Consider the following 17,859-nt stretch of genomic DNA (forward strand, 5'->3'; position numbering starts at 1 on the left):
GGGTGAGCACGTCGAACGGCTTGTTCAGCATGATCAGCCGCGGCGGGTGGCCAAGGCGCCGCCGGCAGCGCCGCGGCTGATCATGCTGAACAAGCCGTTCGACGTGCTCACCCAGTTCCAGGACGAGCAGGGCCGCGCCACCCTTAAGGACTTCGTCGGCGTGCCCGGCGTCTACCCGGCCGGGCGCCTGGACCGCGACAGCGAGGGCCTGCTGCTGCTGACCAACGACGGCCGCCTGCAGGCACAGATCGCCGACCCCAGACACAAGCTGGCCAAGACCTACTGGGTACAGGTGGAGGGCGAGCCGAGTGAGGAGCAGCTGGCGCAGCTGCGCCAGGGCGTGCAGCTCAACGACGGCCCGACCCTGCCGGCCGAGGCGCGTCGCCTGGAGGAGCCACAGCTGTGGGAAAGAAATCCACCGGTGCGCTTTCGCAAGAGCGTGCCGACCGCCTGGCTGGAGCTGGTGATCCGCGAGGGACGCAACCGCCAGGTGCGGCGCATGACCGCCGCCGTGGGCCTGCCGACCCTGCGCCTGGTGCGGGTGCGCATCGGCCCCTGGAGCCTGGACGGGCTGCAGCCGGGCGAGTGGCGCGAGCTGGAGCCCAGGCTGCGCTGAGGTTCGCTCAGTAGCCGGCCTTGATCACGCTGATGCCTTTGTTCAGCACCTCGCGCCAGGCACTGCGGGTGCTGTCGTTGAACTGGCGGTCGTGGCCGGAAACGGTCAGCAGCAGGGCGTCCAGCCACAGGTCGTAGAGTTCCGGGCGAATGTCCAGGCGGCCTCGCGAGTGGCTCTCGCCCAGGGCGCGCAGCTTGCTGTCGGACATGCCGCGCGCGTACATCACCAGGTTGAGGATGCCCTGGCGCAGGAGCAGCTTCTGCGCCGGCATGTCGGTTTCGGCGAATTTGGCGCGGATCTGCGGCGAGCTGTCGAGGAAGGTGCGGTAGAAATCATCGAAGAAGGTGGGGCTGGCGCAGCAGCGTCCATAGCTCTGCATCACCAGGTCGGCGGGGCTCATGCTGACTCCTGAAAAGGGCGGAAGGCAGCGTGCCAGACGCTGCCGTGGTTGAGTCAGACGCTGCTGGCGCGGGTGGCGACACCCTCAGCCGTGGATGCCGCGGGCCATCTCGATGATGTAGGTGATGATCGGCTTGGCCAGGAAGGCGAACAGGCACAGGCCCAGGCCGAGGAACAGGATGGCGGTGCCGAGGCGGCCGGCCTTGGACTTCTTCGCCAGGTCCCAGATGATGAAGGCCATGAACACCATCAGCCCGCCGACCAGGACGTACATCATCAGGGCTTCGAACTGTTCGGTTTCCATGGCGACCTCGGGGCAGAAAAGCGGGTCGCGATTATACGCGCCGGCGCTGCCCGCGCAGTAGACCCAGGCCTGCGGCGATCAGCCGCGCAGGTGCTCCAGGGGCAGCTCGGTACTGGACAGCACCTGGTTGAGCACGAAGCTGGAGCGCACGCTGGTGACGCCCTCGATGCGGGTCAGCTGGCCGAGGAGGAATTTCTGGTAGTGGTCCATGTCCGGCACCACCACCTTGAGCTGGTAGTCGGCGTCCATCCCGGTCACCAGGCTGCATTCCAGCACCTCCGGGCACTGGCGGATCACTGCCTGGAAGTGCTCGAAGCGCTCCGGGGTATGGCGGTCCATGCCGATCAGGACGAAGGCGGTGAGCGACAGGCCGAGTTTCTTGCGGTCCAGCAGGGCGACCTGGCGCAGGATATAGCCATCGTCCTCCAGTTGCTTGACCCGCCGCGAGCAGGGCGACGGCGACAGGCCAATGCGCTCGGCCAGCTCCTGGTTGGAGATGCGCGCATCGCGCTGCAGTTCGGCGAGGATGCGCAGGTCGTAGCGGTCCAGTTTGTTCATGGTGCGGCTTCTTTGTGTTCTGATTGCGCAGATCAATTTATCAGTGATTGAAAATTGCGCAAGAAGGCTTATTGTCAGCAATATTCGCAATCATTAGGCATGTCTGGCTGGTTAAGCTTTCCCTCAGTTTCATGGCCCGGACGACACGTCCAACCGCGCCGCCCAATCAGGCGCCGCGGCGCCGGCGACCCTACCGGGTCGTGCAGGCTCCCGGGTCCGCACCGCCCAACCAGGCGGGCGAGGAAAGCGGCGACACGATCGCCTGTGCCGGACACGAAAAAGGGGAGGCCTGGTGCCTCCCCTTTTTCTTGCCCGCGAATCAGGCCAGACCGCTCAGGCGCAGCAGCCACCAGACGAGGATCAGCATCTGCGCCAGCAGGCCGGCGAAACGCAGCCAGACCAGCAGCGGGCTGGTGCCGATCAGGTGCATCGTCGACTGGAACAGGCGCGCGCCCAGTAGCACCAGCGCCAGCGGGTCGGTCAGCGCGGTCTGCCCGGCGTGCATGGCGTAGAGCAGCACGGCGGCCTGCAGCGGCAGGTTCTCCAGGCAGTTGGCGTGGGCGCGCACCAGGCGCTGGCCGAAGGCGCTCGGCGTGTTGCTGCCGTCCGGGGCGAAGGCGTTGACCTTCATCCGTCCACCCAGCACCAGCAGGCCGCGTTGGTTGATGATCAGGAACACCAGCAGCAGCGGCCAGGCGACCAGACCGAGCAGGGCGATGGCGGAGGGGGAAAGATTCATGGCGGCACCTCGTGTTGTTGTTATGCCGCGCAGTCTAGGACTATTAGAGTAATTGCTCTAGTTCATTCTTGAGGCTGCCCCGATGCATCTTTGCCCAGGTTTTACTCTGCCTGGCGCGGCGATCGGGGAGGCTGGCGCCAGGATTTTCTGGATGCTCCCTCATGCGCCAAACCCTGGTGATCGCCGATATCTGCCTGCTCCTGTTGCTCAGCCTGACGCCGCTGCTTCCCTGGCCGTCAGCCGGGGACGACTTCGCTCGGGTCGGCGTGCACCAGCACCTCGGCGCGCGGGAACTCGGCGCGGATGGCCTGCTCGACCTGCACGCACAGCTCATGGGCCTGGCGCAGGCTGAGCTCGCTCGGTAGTTCCACATGCAGCTGGACGAACCAGTGGGTGCCGGAGATCCGTGTGCGCAGGTCATGGGTGCCGAGCACGCCGGGCACGCCGCAGGCCAGCAGGTGCATGCGCTCGCTCAGCTCCGGGGCCAATGCCTGGTCCATCAGCACCGCCACTGCCTCGCGCACGATGCTGATGGCGCTCCACAGGATGTAGGCGGCAATCCCTAAGCCGAACAGCGGATCCAGGCGCTGCCAGCCGAGGCCGGCCAGCACCAGGGCGAGCAGGATGCCGCTGTTGAGCAGCAGGTCGGAGCGGTAGTGCAGGGAGTCGGCGCGCACCGCCGTGGAGCCGGTGACGCGCACCACGTGGCGCTGGAACAGCAGCAGGGCGACCGTCATGGCCAGCGACAGCAGCATCACCGCGATGCCCAGCGCCTGGGCGCCGAGCGGCTGTGGGTGTTGCAGGCGCTCGATGGCTTGCAGCGCCACCAGCACCGCGCTGGCGCCGACGAACAGCGCCTGCGCCAGGCCGGCCAGGGCCTCGGCCTTGCCGTGGCCGTAGCGATGATCCTCGTCGGCCGGGCGCAGGGCGTAGTGCACGGCGATCAGGTTGAGCAGCGAGGCGGCGCCGTCCAGCAGCGAGTCGGTGAGACCGGCGAGCAGGCTCACCGAGCCGCTCAGCCACCAGGCCACGGCCTTGGCCAGGGCCAGCATCAGGGCGGTGGCGAGCGCCGCCCGGGTGGCCAGGCGCATCAGGTGCGCATGTTGCGGCAGTGGCGTCATGGCAGCTCGGGCAGGGCGTAGATGTAGTCCAGCACCGGCGCCGGGCGGCCCATCGCGGTCAGCGCGGCGCTGATCTGGCCGCGATGGTGGGTGCCGTGGTTGACCAGGTGGGTGACGATCTCCAGGCGCGAGCGCTGTTGCGCCTCGCCGGCCATGTTGCGGTAGGCGACCGGGGCCAGCAGCTCGACGTCGACCAGCCCTTCCAGGTGGTCGCGCCAGGCGGCGACTCCGGCCTCCAGGTAGTTCTCCAGGTCGGCGCGCTCGGCCACCGCCTCGGCATCCAGACGGGCGAAAGGCTGCGCCTCGTCGCGCACCCGCGCCAGCCAGATGCGGTCGGCCACCGCCAGATGGTTGAGGGTGGCGTGGATGCTGCCGAAGAACAGCCCGCAGGGCGCGCGGTACTGGGCCTCGTCCAGGCTCGTCAGCTCGCCGAGCAGGCGCGCATAGGCCCAGCCGTGATAGGCCAGCAGACGCTGTAGGTGAGTGGCGAGATGCTGCATCAGGCCTCCGCGCGCAGGCCGTAGGCGGCCAGCTGCTCGATGCTGCCACTGTGCTGGATCAGGCGCGGATCGTCCAGCGGCAGGTCCAGGCCGATCTCCTGCTGCAGGATGGCCTTGAGTCGCGCATGGTCGATGCGCCCGTCGCTGCCCAGGGCTTCGCGCAGTTTCTCCGGGGCGACGCTGTACTGGTCGCTCGGCAGGTAGATGGCGCCGGTGGCGAAGTCGATGCCGAAGGCGATCAGCCCGGGGATCACGTAGAACAGGATGCCGACGGCGTTGAGGCCGGCCACCAGCGGGTCGATGCGACCTTCGATCTGGCCGCGGCGGTCGGGGAAGAACAGGGTGCCGCAGGCGGTCAGCTGGGTGACCAGGGAGAGGGCGACGACACTGCCGATGATGCGGGTCTTGCTGGGCATAAGCACCTCCGAAAAATGAGGGCGGCACTATAGCAAGGCCGCCATTGCAGTTGGATGCGCGGGCGGCGTCGCGGTTCGTATAATCGCCGGCCAACCGGAGAAGCCATGAACCGCCTGCCCATCGACGACGTATTGCCCGCCCTGCGCGCCGCCCTGGCCGAACGCCACGAGGCCGTGCTGGAGGCGCCGCCCGGCGCCGGCAAGACCACCCGTGTGCCGCTGGCCCTGCTGCACGAGCCCTGGCTCGCCGGGCAGCGCATCCTCATGCTGGAGCCGCGTCGCCTGGCCGCCCGCGCCGCTGCCGAGCGCCTGGCCAGCGAGCTGGGCGAGCAGGTCGGCGAGACGGTGGGCTACCGCATCCGCCTGGACAGCAAGGTCGGCCCGAAGACCCGTATCGAGGTGGTCACCGAAGGCATCCTCGCCCGCCGCCTGCAGGACGACCCGGCGCTGGAGGGCGTCGGCCTGGTGATCTTCGACGAATTCCACGAGCGCAGCCTGGATGCCGACCTGGCCCTGGCGCTGACGCTGAACGGCCGCGAGCTGCTGCGCGATGAGCCGCTCAAGGTGTTGCTGATGTCCGCGACCCTGGAGGGTGAGCGCCTGTCCGTGCTGCTCGGTGACGCGCCGGTGGTCTCCAGCCAGGGCCGCATGCACCCGGTAGAGACGCGCTGGGGCGCGCCCTGGCAGCCGGGCGAACGCATCGAGGCGCGGGTGGTGCAGACGGTGCTGCAGGCCCTGGCCGACGAGCCGGGCAGCCTGCTGGTGTTCCTCCCCGGCCAGGCGGAGATCCGCCGGGTGCATGAGCAGCTGCAGGAGAGCCTGGGCCAGCGCCCCGACGTGCTGCTCTGCCCCCTGCATGGCGAGCTGGAGCTGTCTGCCCAGCGCGCGGCCATCGAGCCGGCTCCGGCCGGCCAGCGCAAGGTGGTGCTGGCCACCAACATCGCCGAGACCAGCCTGACCATCGACGGCGTGCGCGTGGTGGTGGACGCGGGTCTCGCGCGGGTGCCGCGCTTCGACCCGGCCAGCGGCATGACCCGCCTGGATACCCAGCGCATCTCCCGCGCCTCGGCCACCCAGCGCGCCGGCCGCGCCGGGCGCCTGGAGCCGGGCGTGTGTTATCGGCTGTGGTCGCAGAGCCAGCACGAGCAGCTGGCCGCCTATGGTGCCGCAGAAATCCTCCAGGCTGACCTGGCCGGCCTGGCCCTGCAGTTGGCGCGCTGGGGCGTGCAGCCGGGCGAGCTGGCCTGGCTCGATGCGCCGCCGGCCGCCGCCTTCGCCCAGGGCCGCGACCTGCTGGCGCGCCTCGGCGCTTTGGATGCACGCGGCGCGCTGACGGCCCACGGCCAGGCCATGGCCGAGCTGCCGGCGCATCCGCGCATCGCCCACCTGCTGCTGCGCGGCCAGGCCCTCGGCCTCGGCGCGCTAGCGGCAGACCTCGCCGCGCTGCTGTCCGAGCGCGACATCCTGCGTGGCGGCGGCGCCGACCTGCACAGCCGCATGAGCCTGCTGGCCGGCGAGTCGCGCGCCGTCGGCGGCGCGCGCGGCGGCGTGCAGCGCGCGCGGCAGCTGGCCCGGCAGTTTCGTTCCTATCTGCGTGGTGCGCCGAGTGAGGCGGTGGCCGATCCCGAGCATCCGCGCTGGCTCGGCGCGCTGCTGGCCTTCGCCTACCCCGACCGGGTCGCCCGCCAGCGCAGGGCCGGTGGTGGCGACTACCGCCTGGCCAACGGCCGCGCCGCGCAGTTCGGCGAGGCGGATGCACTGATGAAGCACGAGTGGCTGGTGATCGCCGACCTCGGCAGTCGTCAGGGCCAGCGCGAGGAACGTATCTACCTGGCCGCCGACCTCGACCCGGCGCTGTTCGACACGGTGCTGGCCGAGCAGGTGAGCGTGCGTGAGGAGCTGGAATGGGACGAGCGCGAGGGCGTGCTGCGCGCCGAGCGCCAGCGTCGGGTCGGCGAGCTGGTGCTCAGCCGCGAGGCGCTGAGCGGCCTGGACGAGGCCACGCGCGGCCGTGCGCTGCTGGATCTCGTGCGGCGCAAGGGCCTGGAGCTGCTGCCCTGGACGCCGGAGCTGCGCCAGTGGCAGGCGCGGGTGGCGCTGCTGCGCCGCCTCGACCTGGAGCAGAAGGGCGACAGCGAATGGCCGGACCTGTCCGACGCGGCGCTGCTGGCGACCCTGGAAGACTGGCTGCTGCCATTCTTAAGCAAGGTCAGCCGCCTCAGTCATTTCGCCAGTCTGGACCTGCCGGGCATCCTCGCCGGCCTGCTGCCCTGGCCGCTGCCGCAGCGCCTGGACGAGCTGGCGCCGCGGCACCTGCAGGTGCCGTCCGGCTCGCGCATCGCCATCGATTACTCTGAGTCGCCGCCGGTACTGGCGGTGCGCCTGCAGGAGCTGTTCGGCCTGGCCGCCACCCCGCGCATCGCCGGCGGCCGCCAGGGCGTGCTGCTGCACCTGCTGTCGCCGGCGCGCCGGCCGGTGCAGGTGACCCAGGACCTGGCCAGCTTCTGGGCCAACACCTATGCCGAGGTGAAGAAGGATCTCAAGGGCCGCTACCCCAAGCACTACTGGCCGGACGACCCGCTGGTAGCCGAGCCGACGGCGCGGGCCAAGCCGCGCGGCACCTAATCCAGCGCGAGGTCTTCGCCGGCCGCGCGCAGTTCCTCGTAGGCGCGGTCCAGGGCCTCCAGCAGCTCGGCGCTGCCGGCGGCGCTGCGCGAGGCGATCAGGCGCAGCTGCAGGTTCTGCAGTTCGGTGTAGGGCAGCTCTGCCAGGCCCAGGGTGCGGCTGGCCTGGCGCACCGGGTCCTGGTAGTCGAGCAGGTAGTCGCCGCGCTGGCGCAGCAGCATCTCCAGGGCCGACAGGTGGCTGCTGGTGCGGTGCAGGCGCAGTTCCAGGCTGCGGTCGGCGAGCAGCCGGTTCACCGCCGGCCAGTAGCTGTAGCCACTGATCAGGATGATGCCGCGGCCGTGCAGGTCGTCGGGAATCCGCGGCGCCGGCTGTCCCGGCCGGGCGTACAGGGCCAGCTTGATCTCGCCGATGGCGTTGCGCGCCTCGAAGGTGTGACCGTCCAGCTCGGTCTTGCCACCGGCGCCGGGCCACAGCTGCACGCTGCCATCGCGCAGGCCGGCGTACAGGCGGGCGTTGGGCAGCGAGCGGTATTGACCGCGATAGCCGGCATGGCGCAGCAGGCGTTCGGTGAGGACGAGGATGGAGCCGCGTGGCAGGCCGTGCTCGTCGGTCCAGGAGTAGGGGGGGAATTCGTAGTAGCCGACGCTGATGGCCGGTTCCGGCGCCTGTTGCGCCTGGGTAGGGGCGCAGCACAGCCACGCCAGCAGGACAGGGAGAAGAGTCTTGCGCATCGGGTACCGCGCGGCTGATGCCGTCTTGTTGTACGTTTTCACCCGAGCATGGCGAGCCATGGGCGCTTTGTCCAGCCTGGCGGCTATGCTCATTCCAGTCGGATGGTTGGCCGTGGGGGGCTTATGTATCGCAAGGTGTTCGCCAGCAAGGTTTTCGAGCGCAAGGTGGTGCTGATCACCGGGGGCTGCGCCGGCATCGGCCGCGCCCTGGCCATGCGCTTCGCCCAGGCCGGTGCGCGGCTGGTCATCCTCGACCTGCAGCGCGATGCGCTGGACAGCCTGGTGCAGCACCTGAACGATCATCACAACTGCGAGGCGCTCGGCCTGGTCTGCGACGTGGCTGACGCGCAGGCGGTGCAGCGCGCCGTGGCGCAGGCGCTGGAGCGTTTCGGTGGCATCGACGTGCTGGTCAACAACGCCGGCATCACCCATCGCAGCACCTTCGCCGAGACCGAGATGGCGGTGTTCCAGCGCATCATGGCGGTCAACTACTTCGGCGCCGTGCATTGCACCAAGGCGGCGCTGCCCAGCCTGATCGCCCGGCGCGGCCAGGTGGTGGTGCTCAGCTCGCTGTCCGGCTTCGCCCCGCTGCTCTACCGCAGCGCCTACAACGCCAGCAAGCACGCCCTGCACGGCCTGTTCGAGACGCTGCGCGCCGAGCTCAAGGGCTCGGGGGTCAACGTCATGCTGGTGTGCCCCGGCTTCACCGCCACCGACCTGCGCAAGAACGCCCTGGTCGGCGATGGTTCGGTGAGTCAGCAGCCGCCGCTGGCCATCGGCAAGGTGGCCTCGGCCCAGGACGTGGCCGAGGCCATCTACCGTGGCGCGCTCAGGCGCCGGCGCCTGCTGGTGCTGTCCAACGTCAACTGGCGGGCACGCCTGCTGGCGCGCTTCTTCCCGCGCCTGTTCGAGCGGGTGCTGCTGCCGCGCCTGTCCGGGCTCAAGCCGGGCAGCGTGCCGCGCTGAACTCAGTGGCTGTGCGGTTCGACGTACAGCTCGTAGACCAGCTCCATGTCCCAGTAGGCGGCCTCGATCTTGTGCCCGTCGAGGTCGCGGACGAAGCAGCCGTAGTAGGGCTCGCCGTAGTGCGGGCGCGGCCCGGGCGGGCCGTCCGGGCTGGCGCCGGCGGCCAGTGCGGCGTCATAGAAGGCGTGCACCGCCTGCTTGTCCGCGGCGACGAAGCCGAAGTGGGTGCCATTGCCGACATTCGCCGGCTGGCCGTCGATCGGCGTCTGTACCCAGAATTCCGGGTATTCGCGGCCCCAGGCCACGGCACCAGGGTGCTCGAGGATACGCTTGCAGCCGAGGGTGGCCAGGACCTTGTCGTAGAAGGCCACGGCCTGTTCGAACTGGTTGGTGCCAATGGACACGTGCGAGAGGATGCTCGGATTCTGTTCGGACATGGAGATCTTCCCTGGGGTTACGGAAGTCCCAAGCCTAGCAAAGGCACGGAGGATTTCCTGTCGAGCGGGTCAACTGCTGTGGCTGTCCTCGGTCGGCTGCTGGCTGCACAGCATGAAGCAGCGGAACAGCACCACGGTGGAGAACAGCTGGAGGAAGCCGTTGACGATGTCCAGCAGCAGGCTGCCAACCGGGTCGGGCTGCTCGCCGAGCAGTTGCAGGGTCCAGTCGTCCAGCAGCCACAGCGGCACTATGACCAGCAGCACGCAGGCCAGCAGCGACCAGAAGTGGCCGATGCTGAGCAGGAAGCTCTCGCGCATCGCCTGTAGCGGCGCCAGGCCGCGCAGCACCAGTAGGTATTCGGAGAACGCCAGCTTGACCATCAGGTACAGGGCCAGCGGCAGAAACAGCGCGCCGCCGAGCATGATCAGCAGGGTGCTCAGCCCGGCCAGCACGGCGAACGACGGCCACAGCGGCAGGCTGGCGGCCAGCAGGTTGCGCGTGGCCGGGCGCTGGCCCTGGCTGCGCGCATCGAGAAACAGGATCAGCGCCGCGCTGTACAGCGGGTAGAAGAACAGCCCGACCAGCAGCTCGTAGGCTGGCGAGTGGGCCGGGTCGACCAGGCTGGCGACCAGGGCGCGCACCAGACACTCGGCGGCGATCAGCGGCAGGCACAGCGGGGCGATGCTGGCCAGGTGGCGGCTGAAGAAGTGCAGGGCATCGCGCAGAACGGTCAACGGATTCATCGGCAGGCATCGCGGCAGTACTACTGGATTCACTTTAGCCGATGGCCGGGGGCGACGAACATGCCGGTCTTTCGCATAATGCCGCTCCCTTCGCCTGGCCACGCCCCGTGAAAAGAATCGCCCTGTTCGCCGATGTGCAGAACCTCTACTACACCGTGCGCCAGGCCCATGGCTGCCACTTCCACTATGCCGAGCTGTGGCGCCAGGTGGCGGCCCGGGGCGAGATAGTCGAGGCGCGTGCCTACGCCATCGAGCGTGGCGACGCCAAACAGCGCCAGTTCCAGCAGATCCTGCGCAACCTCGGTTTCGAGGTGCTGCTCAAGCCCTACATCCAGCGCAGCGACGGCTCGGCCAAGGGCGACTGGGATGTCGGCATCGCCCTGGATGTGATGGATGCCGCCGAGCGGGTGGACGAGGTGGTGCTGGCCTCCGGCGACGGCGACTTCGACCTGCTGCTGCAGCGCGCCCGCGCCCGTCATGGGGTGGTCTGCAGCGTGTATGGCGTCGAGGGCCTCACCGCGCATTCCCTGATCCGCGCCGCCGACCGCTTCGTGCCGGTCGCCGGCGACCTGTTGCTGAAGAACTGAGGACAACCGATGGCAGATCGCATCGCCGTGATCGACTTCGAGACCACCGGCATGTCGCCGGCCCAGGGCGCGCGACCGACCGAGATTGGCGTGGCCATGATCGAGGGCGGACGCATCGTCGCGCGCTACCAGAGCCTGATGAATGCCGGTGCCTGGGTGCCGCCCTTCATCGAGCAGCTCACCGGCATCAGCAACGCCATGGTGCGCAGCGCGCCGCCGGTGGCGCAGGTGATGGCGGAGGCGGCCGAGTTCATCGGCGAGGCGCCGCTGCTGGCGCATAACGCCGCGTTCGACAGCAAGTTCTGGGATGCCGAGCTGGGCCTGCTGGGGCGTCGCCGCAGCCGTGACTTCGCCTGTTCGCTGCTGCTGTCGCGGCGCCTGCTGCCCGAGGCACCGAGCCACAAGCTGGGCAACCTCAACCGCTGGGTCGGGCTGCCCAGCACTGGCCAGGCCCACCGCGCACTGGCCGATGCCGAGATGGCGGCCAACCTGACGCTGCACCTGCAGGCGTTGCTGTGGGAGCGCCACGACATCCGCGCCGATCACGACTACCTGTGCGGGCTGCAGAAGCTTTCGGCGGCCAAGGTGCGGGCGTTGCTGCGGGCCAGCGTTTAAGTAGGCGTGTTTGGCCCTGCAGGGGAGTGACTGGAGTGGGGAGGAAGCCGATCTCGGCGGTCCTGAAACGAAACGCCCCGGCTTGGCCGGGGCGTTTGTCTGTCAGTGGTGCTCGCGGGTGGCGCGGAAGGTGATGTCCGGCCAGCGCTCTTCCATCAGGCTCAGGTTGACCCGGGTCGGCGCCAGGTAGGTGAGGTGGCCGCCGCCATCCACCGCCAGGTTCTCGAAGGCCTTGTCCTTGAATTCCTCAAGCTTCTTCTTGTCGCTGCACTCGATCCAGCGCGCCGACCAGACGTTGATCGCCTCGTAGGCGCACTCGACCTTGTATTCCTCCTTGAGGCGGCTGGCGACCACATCGAACTGCAGCACACCGACGGCGCCGAGGATGATGTCGTTGTTGCGCTCGGGGAAGAACACCTGGGTCGCGCCTTCCTCGGCCAGCTCCTGCAGGCCCTGGCGCAGCTGCTTGGATTTCAGCGGGTCCTTCAGGCGCACGCGGCGGAACAGTTCCGGGGCAAAGTGCGGGATGCCGGTGAAGCCCAGCACCTCGCCCTCGGTGAAGGTGTCGCCGATCTGGATGGTGCCGTGGTTGTGCAGGCCGATGATGTCGCCGGCATAGGCCTCTTCCAGCTGCTCACGCTCGCTGGAGAAGAAGGTCAGGGCGTCGGCGATCTTCAGGTCCTTCTTGATGCGCACATGGCGCATCTTCATGCCCTTCTCGTATTTGCCGGAGCAGATGCGCATGAAGGCGATGCGGTCGCGGTGCTTGGGGTCCATGTTCGCCTGGATCTTGAACACGAAGCCGCTGAACTTCTCTTCCACCGGCTCCACCACGCGCTCGTGGGCGGCGCGCGACAGCGGCTGCGGGGCCCAGTCGACGATGCAGTCGAGCACCTGGTCGACGCCGAAGTTGCCCAGCGCGGTGCCGAAGAATACCGGGGTCATCTCGCCCTTGAGGAAGGCGGCCTGGTCGAACTCGTGGCAGGCGCCCTGGACCAGTTCCAGCTCCTCGACGAAGCGCTCGTACATGTCGCCCAGGTGGGCGCGCGCCTCGTCGGAGTCCAGCTTGTTGATCACCTTCTGCTCGGTGCGCTCGTGGCCGTGGCCCGGCACGTAGACGATGATCTTGTCCTCGTGCAGGTGGTACACGCCCTTGAAGTCGCGGTAGCAGCCGATCGGCCAGGTGATCGGCGCCGCCTTGATCTTCAGCACCGCCTCGATCTCGTCGAGCAGTTCGATCGGGTCGCGGATATCGCGGTCGAGCTTGTTGATAAAGCTGACGATCGGGGTATCCCGCAGGCGGCACACTTCCATCAGGGCGATGGTGCGCGGCTCCACGCCCTTACCGCCGTCGAGCACCATCAGCGCCGAGTCCACCGCGGTCAGGGTGCGGTAGGTGTCTTCCGAGAAGTCTTCGTGGCCGGGGGTGTCGAGCAGGTTGACCATGTGCTCGCGGTAGGGGAACTGCATCACCGAGGTGGTGATGGAGATGCCGCGCTGCTTTTCCATCTCCATCCAGTCGGAGGTGGCATGGCGGTCGGACTTGCGCGACTTCACCGTACCGGCGACCTCGATCGCCTTGCCCATCAGCAGCAGCTTCTCGGTGATGGTGGTCTTACCGGCGTCGGGGTGGGAAATGATCGCGAACGTGCGGCGTTTGGCGACTTCTGCGGCCTGGATGCTCATTGCGGAAAACCTGTCGACTCGGTCGTCGGAGTGTCAAAAAAGGCGGCGATTATACCGGTAATGGCCGGGGCCTGTTCCCGTTTCGTCGCGGCCGCGCCAGGCCTGGGTTTGTGCAGCATTTCTGACGCTTTGTTGAGTATCGAAAACATTCAATCAGGCAGGCGACAACCGGGTGCAAAACAGCGGCAATTTTCGGTTGATATCGTGCAGTCATGGTCCTAAAGTTCGCGCCCGAACGCTCATGCTGGAAACGATCCATCCGGCTCAAGTACTGACGACGAGAGGCTTTCGCACTGCGGAAGTCATCGGCGACATGCCTTGGGAAGTAGGCGAACCAAAGTGGGGAAACTGATCAGGCGTTCACGGTTCTCATCGAGAGCCACTCCCTCTTTTCTATAACGTGTTTTGCCATTTGGAGTCCCGAGCATGTCGATCAAGGTCGAAGACTATTTCGCACCCGAAACTTTCAAGCGCATGAAGGCGTTTGCCGACCAGCAGGAAACCCCCTTCGTCGTCATCGACAAGCAGACCATCGCCGACTCCTACGATCAGCTGGTCAGCTGCTTCCCCTTCGCCAAGATCTACTACGCGGTGAAGGCCAACCCGGCCAGCGAGATCACCGAGCTGCTGCGCGACAAGGGCTCGAACTTCGACATCGCCTCCATCTACGAGCTGGACAAGGTGATGAAGGCCGGCGTCGGCCCTGAGCGCATCAGCTACGGCAACACCATCAAGAAGGCCCGCGACATCCGCTACTTCTATGACAAGGGCGTGCGCCTGTTCGCCACCGACTCCGAGGCCGACCTGCGCAACATCGCCAAGGCCGCGCCGGGCGCCAAGATCTATGTGCGCATCCTCACCGAAGGTTCGACCAGCGCCGACTGGCCGCTGTCGCGCAAGTTCGGTTGCAACCCGGACATGGCCCTGGACCTGCTGATCCTGGCCAAGCAGCTGGGCCTGGTGCCCTATGGCGTGTCCTTCCACGTTGGCAGCCAGCAGCGCGATATCGACGTGTGGGACGCCGCCATCGCCAAGGTCAAGGTGATCTTCGAGCGCCTCAAGGAAGAAGACGGCATCACCCTGCAGATGATCAACATGGGTGGCGGCTTCCCGGCCAACTACATCCAGCGCACCAACAGCCTGGAAACCTACGCCGAGGAGATCATCCGTTTCCTCAAGGAAGACTTCGGCGACGATCTGCCGGAGATCATCCTCGAACCGGGCCGTTCGCTGATCGCCAACGCCGGCATCCTGGTCAGCGAAGTGGTGCTGGTGGCGCGCAAGTCGCGCACCGCCGTGGAGCGCTGGGTCTACACCGACGTGGGCAAGTTCAGCGGCCTAATCGAAACCATGGACGAGTCGATCAAGTTCCCGATCTGGACCGAGAAGAAGGGCGAGGCCGAGGAAGTGGTGATCGCCGGTCCGACCTGCGATAGCGCCGACATCATGTACGAGAACTACAAGTACGGCCTGCCGCTCAACCTGGCCGCCGAGGATCGTCTGTACTGGCTGTCCACCGGTGCCTACACCACTAGCTACAGCGCCGTGGAGTTCAATGGCTTCCCGCCGTTGAAGGCTTTCTACATCTAAGTGGCAGCGCACTGAACGAACCCCGCCCCGGCGGGGTTTTGTTTATGTGGGAGCGGTGGTTGCACTCGTCGCCTTTATTGGCCATAACCGACAGATGAACAGAATCCTCCTCAACTGCGACATGGGCGAAAGCTTCGGCGCCTGGCGCATGGGCGACGACGAACACGCCATGCCGCTGGTCGACCAGGCCAACCTGGCTTGCGGCTTCCACGCCGGCGACCCACTGATCATGCAGCGCAGCGTGACGCTGGCGGTGCAGCACGGGGTGAGCATCGGCGCGCATCCGTCCTACCCCGACCTGCAGGGCTTCGGTCGCCGCCATCTGTCCTGTTCCCCGGAAGAGGTCACGGCCCTGGTGCTCTACCAGCTCGGCGCGCTGGATGCCTTCTGTCGCGCGGCCGGCACCCAGCTGGCCTATGTCAAGCCACACGGCGCGCTGTACAACGACCTGGTGCGCGACGATGCACTGCTGATTGCCGTGCTGGCTGCCTGCGCCGCCTACCGCCCCGACCTGCCGCTGATGGTGCTGGCGCTGGCCGACAATGGCCGCGAACGTCGCCTGGCCGAAGCGGCCGGCGTACCGCTGCTGTTCGAGGCCTTCGCCGACCGCGCCTACCTGGCCGACGGCCAGCTGGCGCCGCGGCGCCTGGCCGGTGCCGTGCACCACGAGCCGCAGCGCATCCTCGACCAGGCGCTGGCCATCGCCGCCGGCGAACCCTTCGCCGATATCGACGGCAAGCCCCTGCGGCTGCGCGCCGACAGCCTCTGCGTGCACGGCGACAACGCCGAGTCGCTGGCCGTGCTGCGCCGCCTGCGGGCCCAGCTGGACGCGCTGTGATCCGACTGGAGCCAGCCGGCGCCGAAGCGCTGCTGCTGGTGCTGGCCGAGGCGCCGGATGCCGACTTGCCGCTGCGTATCGCCGCCCTGGCCGAGCGCATTCACCTGGAGCTGGGCGAGCTGCTCACCGATCTGGTGCCGGGCTGGACCACCTTGCTGCTGCACTATGACTTGCTGCGTACTGACCACCTGCAGTTGGCCGAACGCCTGGCGCCGCTGCTGGAGGCCTGGCTGCGCGACCGCGCGCCGGCCGTTGCCGGGCGCCTGCACGAGATCCCGGTGTGGTACGCCGGCGCGGACCTGGCCGGTGTGGCGCAGGCCTGTGGGCTGTCCATCGCCGAGGTCATCGAACTGCACAGCGCCGGCGAGTACCGGGTCGGCGCCATCGGTTTCGCTCCGGGCTTCGCCTATCTCGGCGAGCTGCACGAGCGCCTGGCCCTGCCACGGAGGGCCACGCCGCGCACCCTGGTGTCGGCCGGCAGCCTGGCCATCGCCGAGCGCCAGACCGCTATTTATCCCCAGGCCTCGCCCGGTGGCTGGCACCTGCTCGGTCTCTGTCCCTGGAAGCTGTTCGATGTGCGGCGCACGCCGCCCTGCCCGCTGGCCCTGGGCGACCGCGTGCGCTTCGTGCCGATCGACGAAGCGCGCTATCACCGCGAGCTCGGCACATGAGCGGGCTGCGTGTGCTCAGGCCGGGGCCGCTGAGCCTGCTGCAGGATGCGGGGCGCGTCGGGTGGCAGCACCTGGGGGTGTCGCCCAGCGGTGTGCAGGACGGCCATGCCGCGGCCTGGGCCAATCGCTTGCTGGGCAATGCCTGGGGCACGCCGCTGCTGGAGATCGCCCTGGGCGGCGTGGAGCTGTGCGCCGAGGCCGAGGTGTGGCTGGCGCTGGCCGGTGCCGAGGCCCGGGTCGAAGTCGATGGCCGGGTTGTGCCGAACTGGTCGCGCTTCGCCCTGAGGGCGGGGCAGTGCCTGAAGATCGGCTTCGCCGCTAGCGGCCAGTACCTCTACCTGGCGGCGGCCGGAGGCTTCGCCGCCGAGCCGGTGCTGGGCAGTATCAGCACGCAGGTGCGCGAGGGGCTGGGCGGGCTCGATGGCGCGGGCGCCGCGCTGGTCGAGGGCGATCTGCTGGCCTGCGCCGGCGGGACCTTTGCCCGTGCCGCCAGCGTGCCCTGGCCCTATCGCCCGGACTACCGGGCCGCGCCCCTGCTGCGGGTGATCACCGGCGGTGATGCGGTGGCGTTCAGCGAGCCCGCGCTGGCCACCTTTTTCGAGCAGGTCTGGCAGCTCGCCCCGCAGTCCGACCGCATGGGGGCGCGCCTGCTCGGCGAGCCACTGCGGCCGCCCGCTCGGCAATGGTCTCTGGGCGTGAGTCGCGGCGCGATCCAGGTGCCGCCGGATGGCCAGCCGATCATCCTGCAGGCCGACCGCCAGACCATGGGCGGCTACCCCATCCTCGGCTGGCTGCACCCGCTGGACCAGTGGCGCCTGGCGCAATGCCCGGCGCAGCAGCCGCTGCGCTTCACCCAGGTCAGCGTGAGCGACGCGCAGGCCGATCTGCGCCAGTTCTACCGCTTCTTCAGAGGCTGAGCCCCAGAAAAGGCGAAGGCGCCACGGTGGGCGCCTTCTGGCTTGCGAGCTGTGCACACGTCATTGCTTGCTGGCTCCCGACTCCATGCTGGTTGCTCAGGCGATGCTGCTGCCAGTGCGGTCGAAACCATCGGCGGCGATCTTGTCACCGACGCGTTCGGAACCGTCTTCGGCCACGGCGCTACCGGTGCTGTCGAAGCCGTCTTCGGCGATGTAGCTGCCGGTGCGGTCGAAACCATCGGCGGCGATCTTGTCACCGACACGTTCGGAACCATCTTCGGCCACGGCGCTACCGGTGCTGTCGAAGCCGTCTTCGGCGATGTAGCTGCCGGTGCGATCGAAGCCATCGGCGGCGATCTTGTCGCCGACACGCTCCGAGCCGTCTGCGGCCACGGCACTGCCGGTACGGCTGAAGCCGTCTTCGGCGATGTAGCTGCCAGTGCGGTCGAAGCCATCGGCGGCGAAGGTGATGCCGCTGGCGGCAAAGGTGGAGAGGAGAAGGGCGGTGAGGATCTGCTTTTTCATTTTGGGTGGCTCCGTATTTGGGGCTGAATGTTGACTACGGGGTCCATGTTACCCAGGTAAATTCGATTAAAAAGTCGAGAGTGACAATGATGGATATCGACAAGCTTGATGATTGGTTATCTTCTTGTTTTTAAAAGTATTTATATAAAAATTTGGCTTTCATCGGTGATTTTCATGGGTATTCAGTGTTGATTTAAATTATCTAATTCATAGATGTAATTGCCTTGTCTCTACTCGCCTGTCTACGCCGTTTGCTATGGAACCTCCGTTG

General features: G+C 67.7%; 21 protein-coding genes. 9 read left to right on the forward strand and 12 right to left on the reverse strand.

Annotated elements, in window-relative coordinates:
• Nucleotides 1–46 precede the first annotated feature (46 nt).
• The gene (locus DMO17_RS17525; protein ID WP_110683885.1) at nt 47–616 is read left to right on the forward strand and encodes a pseudouridine synthase; all 570 of its coding nucleotides are present in this window, start codon (nt 47–49) and stop codon (nt 614–616) included.
• Nucleotides 617–623: 7 nt separating this feature from the next.
• Here DMO17_RS17525 and DMO17_RS17530 read toward each other — a convergent pair whose 3' ends face one another.
• The 7 genes from DMO17_RS17530 to DMO17_RS17560 form a co-directional block, all read right to left on the reverse strand.
• On the reverse strand, nt 624–1,016 hold the full coding sequence (locus DMO17_RS17530; protein ID WP_110683769.1) for a globin: 393 nt from the start codon (nt 1,014–1,016) through the stop codon (nt 624–626).
• Between the two features lie 84 nt (nt 1,017–1,100).
• Complete coding sequence (locus tag DMO17_RS17535; RefSeq protein ID WP_076428312.1) at nt 1,101–1,319, reverse strand: DUF2788 domain-containing protein; 219 nt, start codon at nt 1,317–1,319, stop codon at nt 1,101–1,103.
• 78 nt (nt 1,320–1,397) lie between these two features.
• A complete protein-coding gene (locus DMO17_RS17540; protein WP_110683770.1) occupies nt 1,398–1,877 on the reverse strand; it encodes an Lrp/AsnC family transcriptional regulator in 480 nt (159 codons plus the stop codon).
• Nucleotides 1,878–2,196: 319 nt separating this feature from the next.
• Nucleotides 2,197–2,616, reverse strand: coding sequence for an MAPEG family protein (locus DMO17_RS17545; protein ID WP_110683771.1), 420 nt, complete (start codon nt 2,614–2,616; stop codon nt 2,197–2,199).
• Nucleotides 2,617–2,852: 236 nt separating this feature from the next.
• Nucleotides 2,853–3,737: a cation diffusion facilitator family transporter gene (locus tag DMO17_RS17550; protein WP_110683772.1), complete on the reverse strand. Its 885-nt coding sequence runs from the start codon at nt 3,735–3,737 to the stop codon at nt 2,853–2,855.
• Nucleotides 3,734–4,237, reverse strand: a complete 504-nt coding sequence (locus tag DMO17_RS17555) for a DinB family protein (RefSeq protein ID WP_110683773.1) — start codon at nt 4,235–4,237, stop codon at nt 3,734–3,736. Before DMO17_RS17555 ends, DMO17_RS17550 begins: the two co-directional genes overlap by 4 nt.
• On the reverse strand, nt 4,237–4,653 hold the full coding sequence (locus DMO17_RS17560; RefSeq protein WP_110683774.1) for a polyribonucleotide nucleotidyltransferase: 417 nt from the start codon (nt 4,651–4,653) through the stop codon (nt 4,237–4,239). The genes DMO17_RS17555 and DMO17_RS17560 overlap by 1 nt, the downstream gene beginning before the upstream one ends.
• Nucleotides 4,654–4,758: 105 nt before the next feature.
• On the opposite strand from DMO17_RS17560, the gene hrpB reads away from it, so the two are divergent.
• Nucleotides 4,759–7,278 (forward strand): ATP-dependent helicase HrpB, encoded by a 2,520-nt coding sequence (gene hrpB / locus DMO17_RS17565; RefSeq protein WP_110683775.1) that lies wholly within the window; start codon nt 4,759–4,761, stop codon nt 7,276–7,278.
• Here the strand turns inward: hrpB and DMO17_RS17570 are convergent.
• Nucleotides 7,275–8,012: a type 2 periplasmic-binding domain-containing protein gene (locus DMO17_RS17570; protein ID WP_110683776.1), complete on the reverse strand. Its 738-nt coding sequence runs from the start codon at nt 8,010–8,012 to the stop codon at nt 7,275–7,277. The two genes, hrpB and DMO17_RS17570, sit on opposite strands and share 4 nt — an antisense overlap.
• Nucleotides 8,013–8,135: 123 nt before the next feature.
• Between DMO17_RS17570 and DMO17_RS17575 the strand changes: the two genes are divergently transcribed.
• A complete protein-coding gene (locus DMO17_RS17575) occupies nt 8,136–8,978 on the forward strand; it encodes an SDR family oxidoreductase (RefSeq protein ID WP_110683777.1) in 843 nt (280 codons plus the stop codon).
• Nucleotides 8,979–8,980: 2 nt separating this feature from the next.
• On the opposite strand, the gene DMO17_RS17580 is transcribed toward DMO17_RS17575, so the two are convergent.
• Nucleotides 8,981–9,415 (reverse strand): VOC family protein, encoded by a 435-nt coding sequence (locus DMO17_RS17580; protein ID WP_110683778.1) that lies wholly within the window; start codon nt 9,413–9,415, stop codon nt 8,981–8,983.
• 69 nt (nt 9,416–9,484) lie between these two features.
• Nucleotides 9,485–10,159, reverse strand: coding sequence for a YciC family protein (locus DMO17_RS17585; protein WP_110683779.1), 675 nt, complete (start codon nt 10,157–10,159; stop codon nt 9,485–9,487).
• Between the two features lie 107 nt (nt 10,160–10,266).
• Between DMO17_RS17585 and DMO17_RS17590 the strand changes: the two genes are divergently transcribed.
• Entirely contained in the window at nt 10,267–10,746 is a 480-nt protein-coding gene (locus DMO17_RS17590) for a LabA-like NYN domain-containing protein (protein WP_110683886.1), read from the forward strand.
• Nucleotides 10,747–10,755: 9 nt separating this feature from the next.
• Nucleotides 10,756–11,361 carry a 3'-5' exonuclease gene (locus tag DMO17_RS17595; RefSeq protein ID WP_110683780.1) on the forward strand — a complete coding sequence of 202 codons (606 nt, stop codon included), beginning with the start codon at nt 10,756–10,758 and terminating at the stop codon, nt 11,359–11,361.
• 102 nt (nt 11,362–11,463) lie between these two features.
• On the opposite strand, the gene DMO17_RS17600 is transcribed toward DMO17_RS17595, so the two are convergent.
• On the reverse strand, nt 11,464–13,047 hold the full coding sequence (locus DMO17_RS17600; RefSeq protein WP_021701259.1) for a peptide chain release factor 3: 1,584 nt from the start codon (nt 13,045–13,047) through the stop codon (nt 11,464–11,466).
• Between the two features lie 426 nt (nt 13,048–13,473).
• Here DMO17_RS17600 and DMO17_RS17605 point away from each other — a divergent pair, with 426 nt between their 5' ends.
• The 4 genes from DMO17_RS17605 to DMO17_RS17620 all read left to right on the forward strand — a co-directional run bounded on the left by DMO17_RS17605 (nt 13,474) and on the right by DMO17_RS17620 (nt 17,063).
• The gene (locus DMO17_RS17605) at nt 13,474–14,637 is read left to right on the forward strand and encodes a type III PLP-dependent enzyme (protein ID WP_110683781.1); all 1,164 of its coding nucleotides are present in this window, start codon (nt 13,474–13,476) and stop codon (nt 14,635–14,637) included.
• Nucleotides 14,638–14,731: 94 nt separating this feature from the next.
• Entirely contained in the window at nt 14,732–15,475 is a 744-nt protein-coding gene (locus tag DMO17_RS17610; protein ID WP_110683782.1) for a 5-oxoprolinase subunit PxpA, read from the forward strand.
• Nucleotides 15,472–16,146, forward strand: coding sequence for a 5-oxoprolinase subunit PxpB (pxpB, locus tag DMO17_RS17615; protein WP_181418813.1), 675 nt, complete (start codon nt 15,472–15,474; stop codon nt 16,144–16,146). Before DMO17_RS17610 ends, pxpB begins: the two co-directional genes overlap by 4 nt.
• Entirely contained in the window at nt 16,143–17,063 is a 921-nt protein-coding gene (locus DMO17_RS17620) for a 5-oxoprolinase subunit C family protein (RefSeq protein ID WP_110683783.1), read from the forward strand. Before pxpB ends, DMO17_RS17620 begins: the two co-directional genes overlap by 4 nt.
• A gap of 96 nt (nt 17,064–17,159) precedes the next feature.
• Here the strand turns inward: DMO17_RS17620 and DMO17_RS17625 are convergent, their stop codons facing one another.
• Nucleotides 17,160–17,588, reverse strand: a complete 429-nt coding sequence (locus DMO17_RS17625) for a heme utilization protein (RefSeq protein WP_110683784.1) — start codon at nt 17,586–17,588, stop codon at nt 17,160–17,162.
• Nucleotides 17,589–17,859: the final 271 nt, after the last annotated feature.

It is taken from the genome of Aquipseudomonas alcaligenes (assembly GCF_003205495.1).
Taxonomy (GTDB): domain Bacteria; phylum Pseudomonadota; class Gammaproteobacteria; order Pseudomonadales; family Pseudomonadaceae; genus Aquipseudomonas; species Aquipseudomonas alcaligenes_B.

Coding starts and splice junctions, on each gene's coding strand:
- DMO17_RS17585 (WP_110683779.1), bottom strand. CDS start 10,159: ATGAATCCGTTGACCGTTCTGCGCGATGCCCTGCACTTCTTCAGCCGC.
- DMO17_RS17545 (WP_110683771.1), bottom strand. CDS start 2,616: ATGAATCTTTCCCCCTCCGCCATCGCCCTGCTCGGTCTGGTCGCCTGG.
- DMO17_RS17595 (WP_110683780.1), top strand. CDS start 10,756: ATGGCAGATCGCATCGCCGTGATCGACTTCGAGACCACCGGCATGTCG.
- DMO17_RS17620 (WP_110683783.1), top strand. CDS start 16,143: ATGAGCGGGCTGCGTGTGCTCAGGCCGGGGCCGCTGAGCCTGCTGCAG.
- DMO17_RS17580 (WP_110683778.1), bottom strand. CDS start 9,415: ATGTCCGAACAGAATCCGAGCATCCTCTCGCACGTGTCCATTGGCACC.
- DMO17_RS17625 (WP_110683784.1), bottom strand. CDS start 17,588: ATGAAAAAGCAGATCCTCACCGCCCTTCTCCTCTCCACCTTTGCCGCC.
- DMO17_RS17605 (WP_110683781.1), top strand. CDS start 13,474: ATGTCGATCAAGGTCGAAGACTATTTCGCACCCGAAACTTTCAAGCGC.
- hrpB (WP_110683775.1), top strand. CDS start 4,759: ATGAACCGCCTGCCCATCGACGACGTATTGCCCGCCCTGCGCGCCGCC.
- DMO17_RS17540 (WP_110683770.1), bottom strand. CDS start 1,877: ATGAACAAACTGGACCGCTACGACCTGCGCATCCTCGCCGAACTGCAG.
- DMO17_RS17570 (WP_110683776.1), bottom strand. CDS start 8,012: ATGCGCAAGACTCTTCTCCCTGTCCTGCTGGCGTGGCTGTGCTGCGCC.
- DMO17_RS17610 (WP_110683782.1), top strand. CDS start 14,732: ATGAACAGAATCCTCCTCAACTGCGACATGGGCGAAAGCTTCGGCGCC.
- DMO17_RS17550 (WP_110683772.1), bottom strand. CDS start 3,737: ATGACGCCACTGCCGCAACATGCGCACCTGATGCGCCTGGCCACCCGG.
- DMO17_RS17600 (WP_021701259.1), bottom strand. CDS start 13,047: ATGAGCATCCAGGCCGCAGAAGTCGCCAAACGCCGCACGTTCGCGATC.
- DMO17_RS17555 (WP_110683773.1), bottom strand. CDS start 4,237: ATGCAGCATCTCGCCACTCACCTACAGCGTCTGCTGGCCTATCACGGC.
- DMO17_RS17560 (WP_110683774.1), bottom strand. CDS start 4,653: ATGCCCAGCAAGACCCGCATCATCGGCAGTGTCGTCGCCCTCTCCCTG.
- DMO17_RS17575 (WP_110683777.1), top strand. CDS start 8,136: ATGTATCGCAAGGTGTTCGCCAGCAAGGTTTTCGAGCGCAAGGTGGTG.
- DMO17_RS17535 (WP_076428312.1), bottom strand. CDS start 1,319: ATGGAAACCGAACAGTTCGAAGCCCTGATGATGTACGTCCTGGTCGGC.
- DMO17_RS17530 (WP_110683769.1), bottom strand. CDS start 1,016: ATGAGCCCCGCCGACCTGGTGATGCAGAGCTATGGACGCTGCTGCGCC.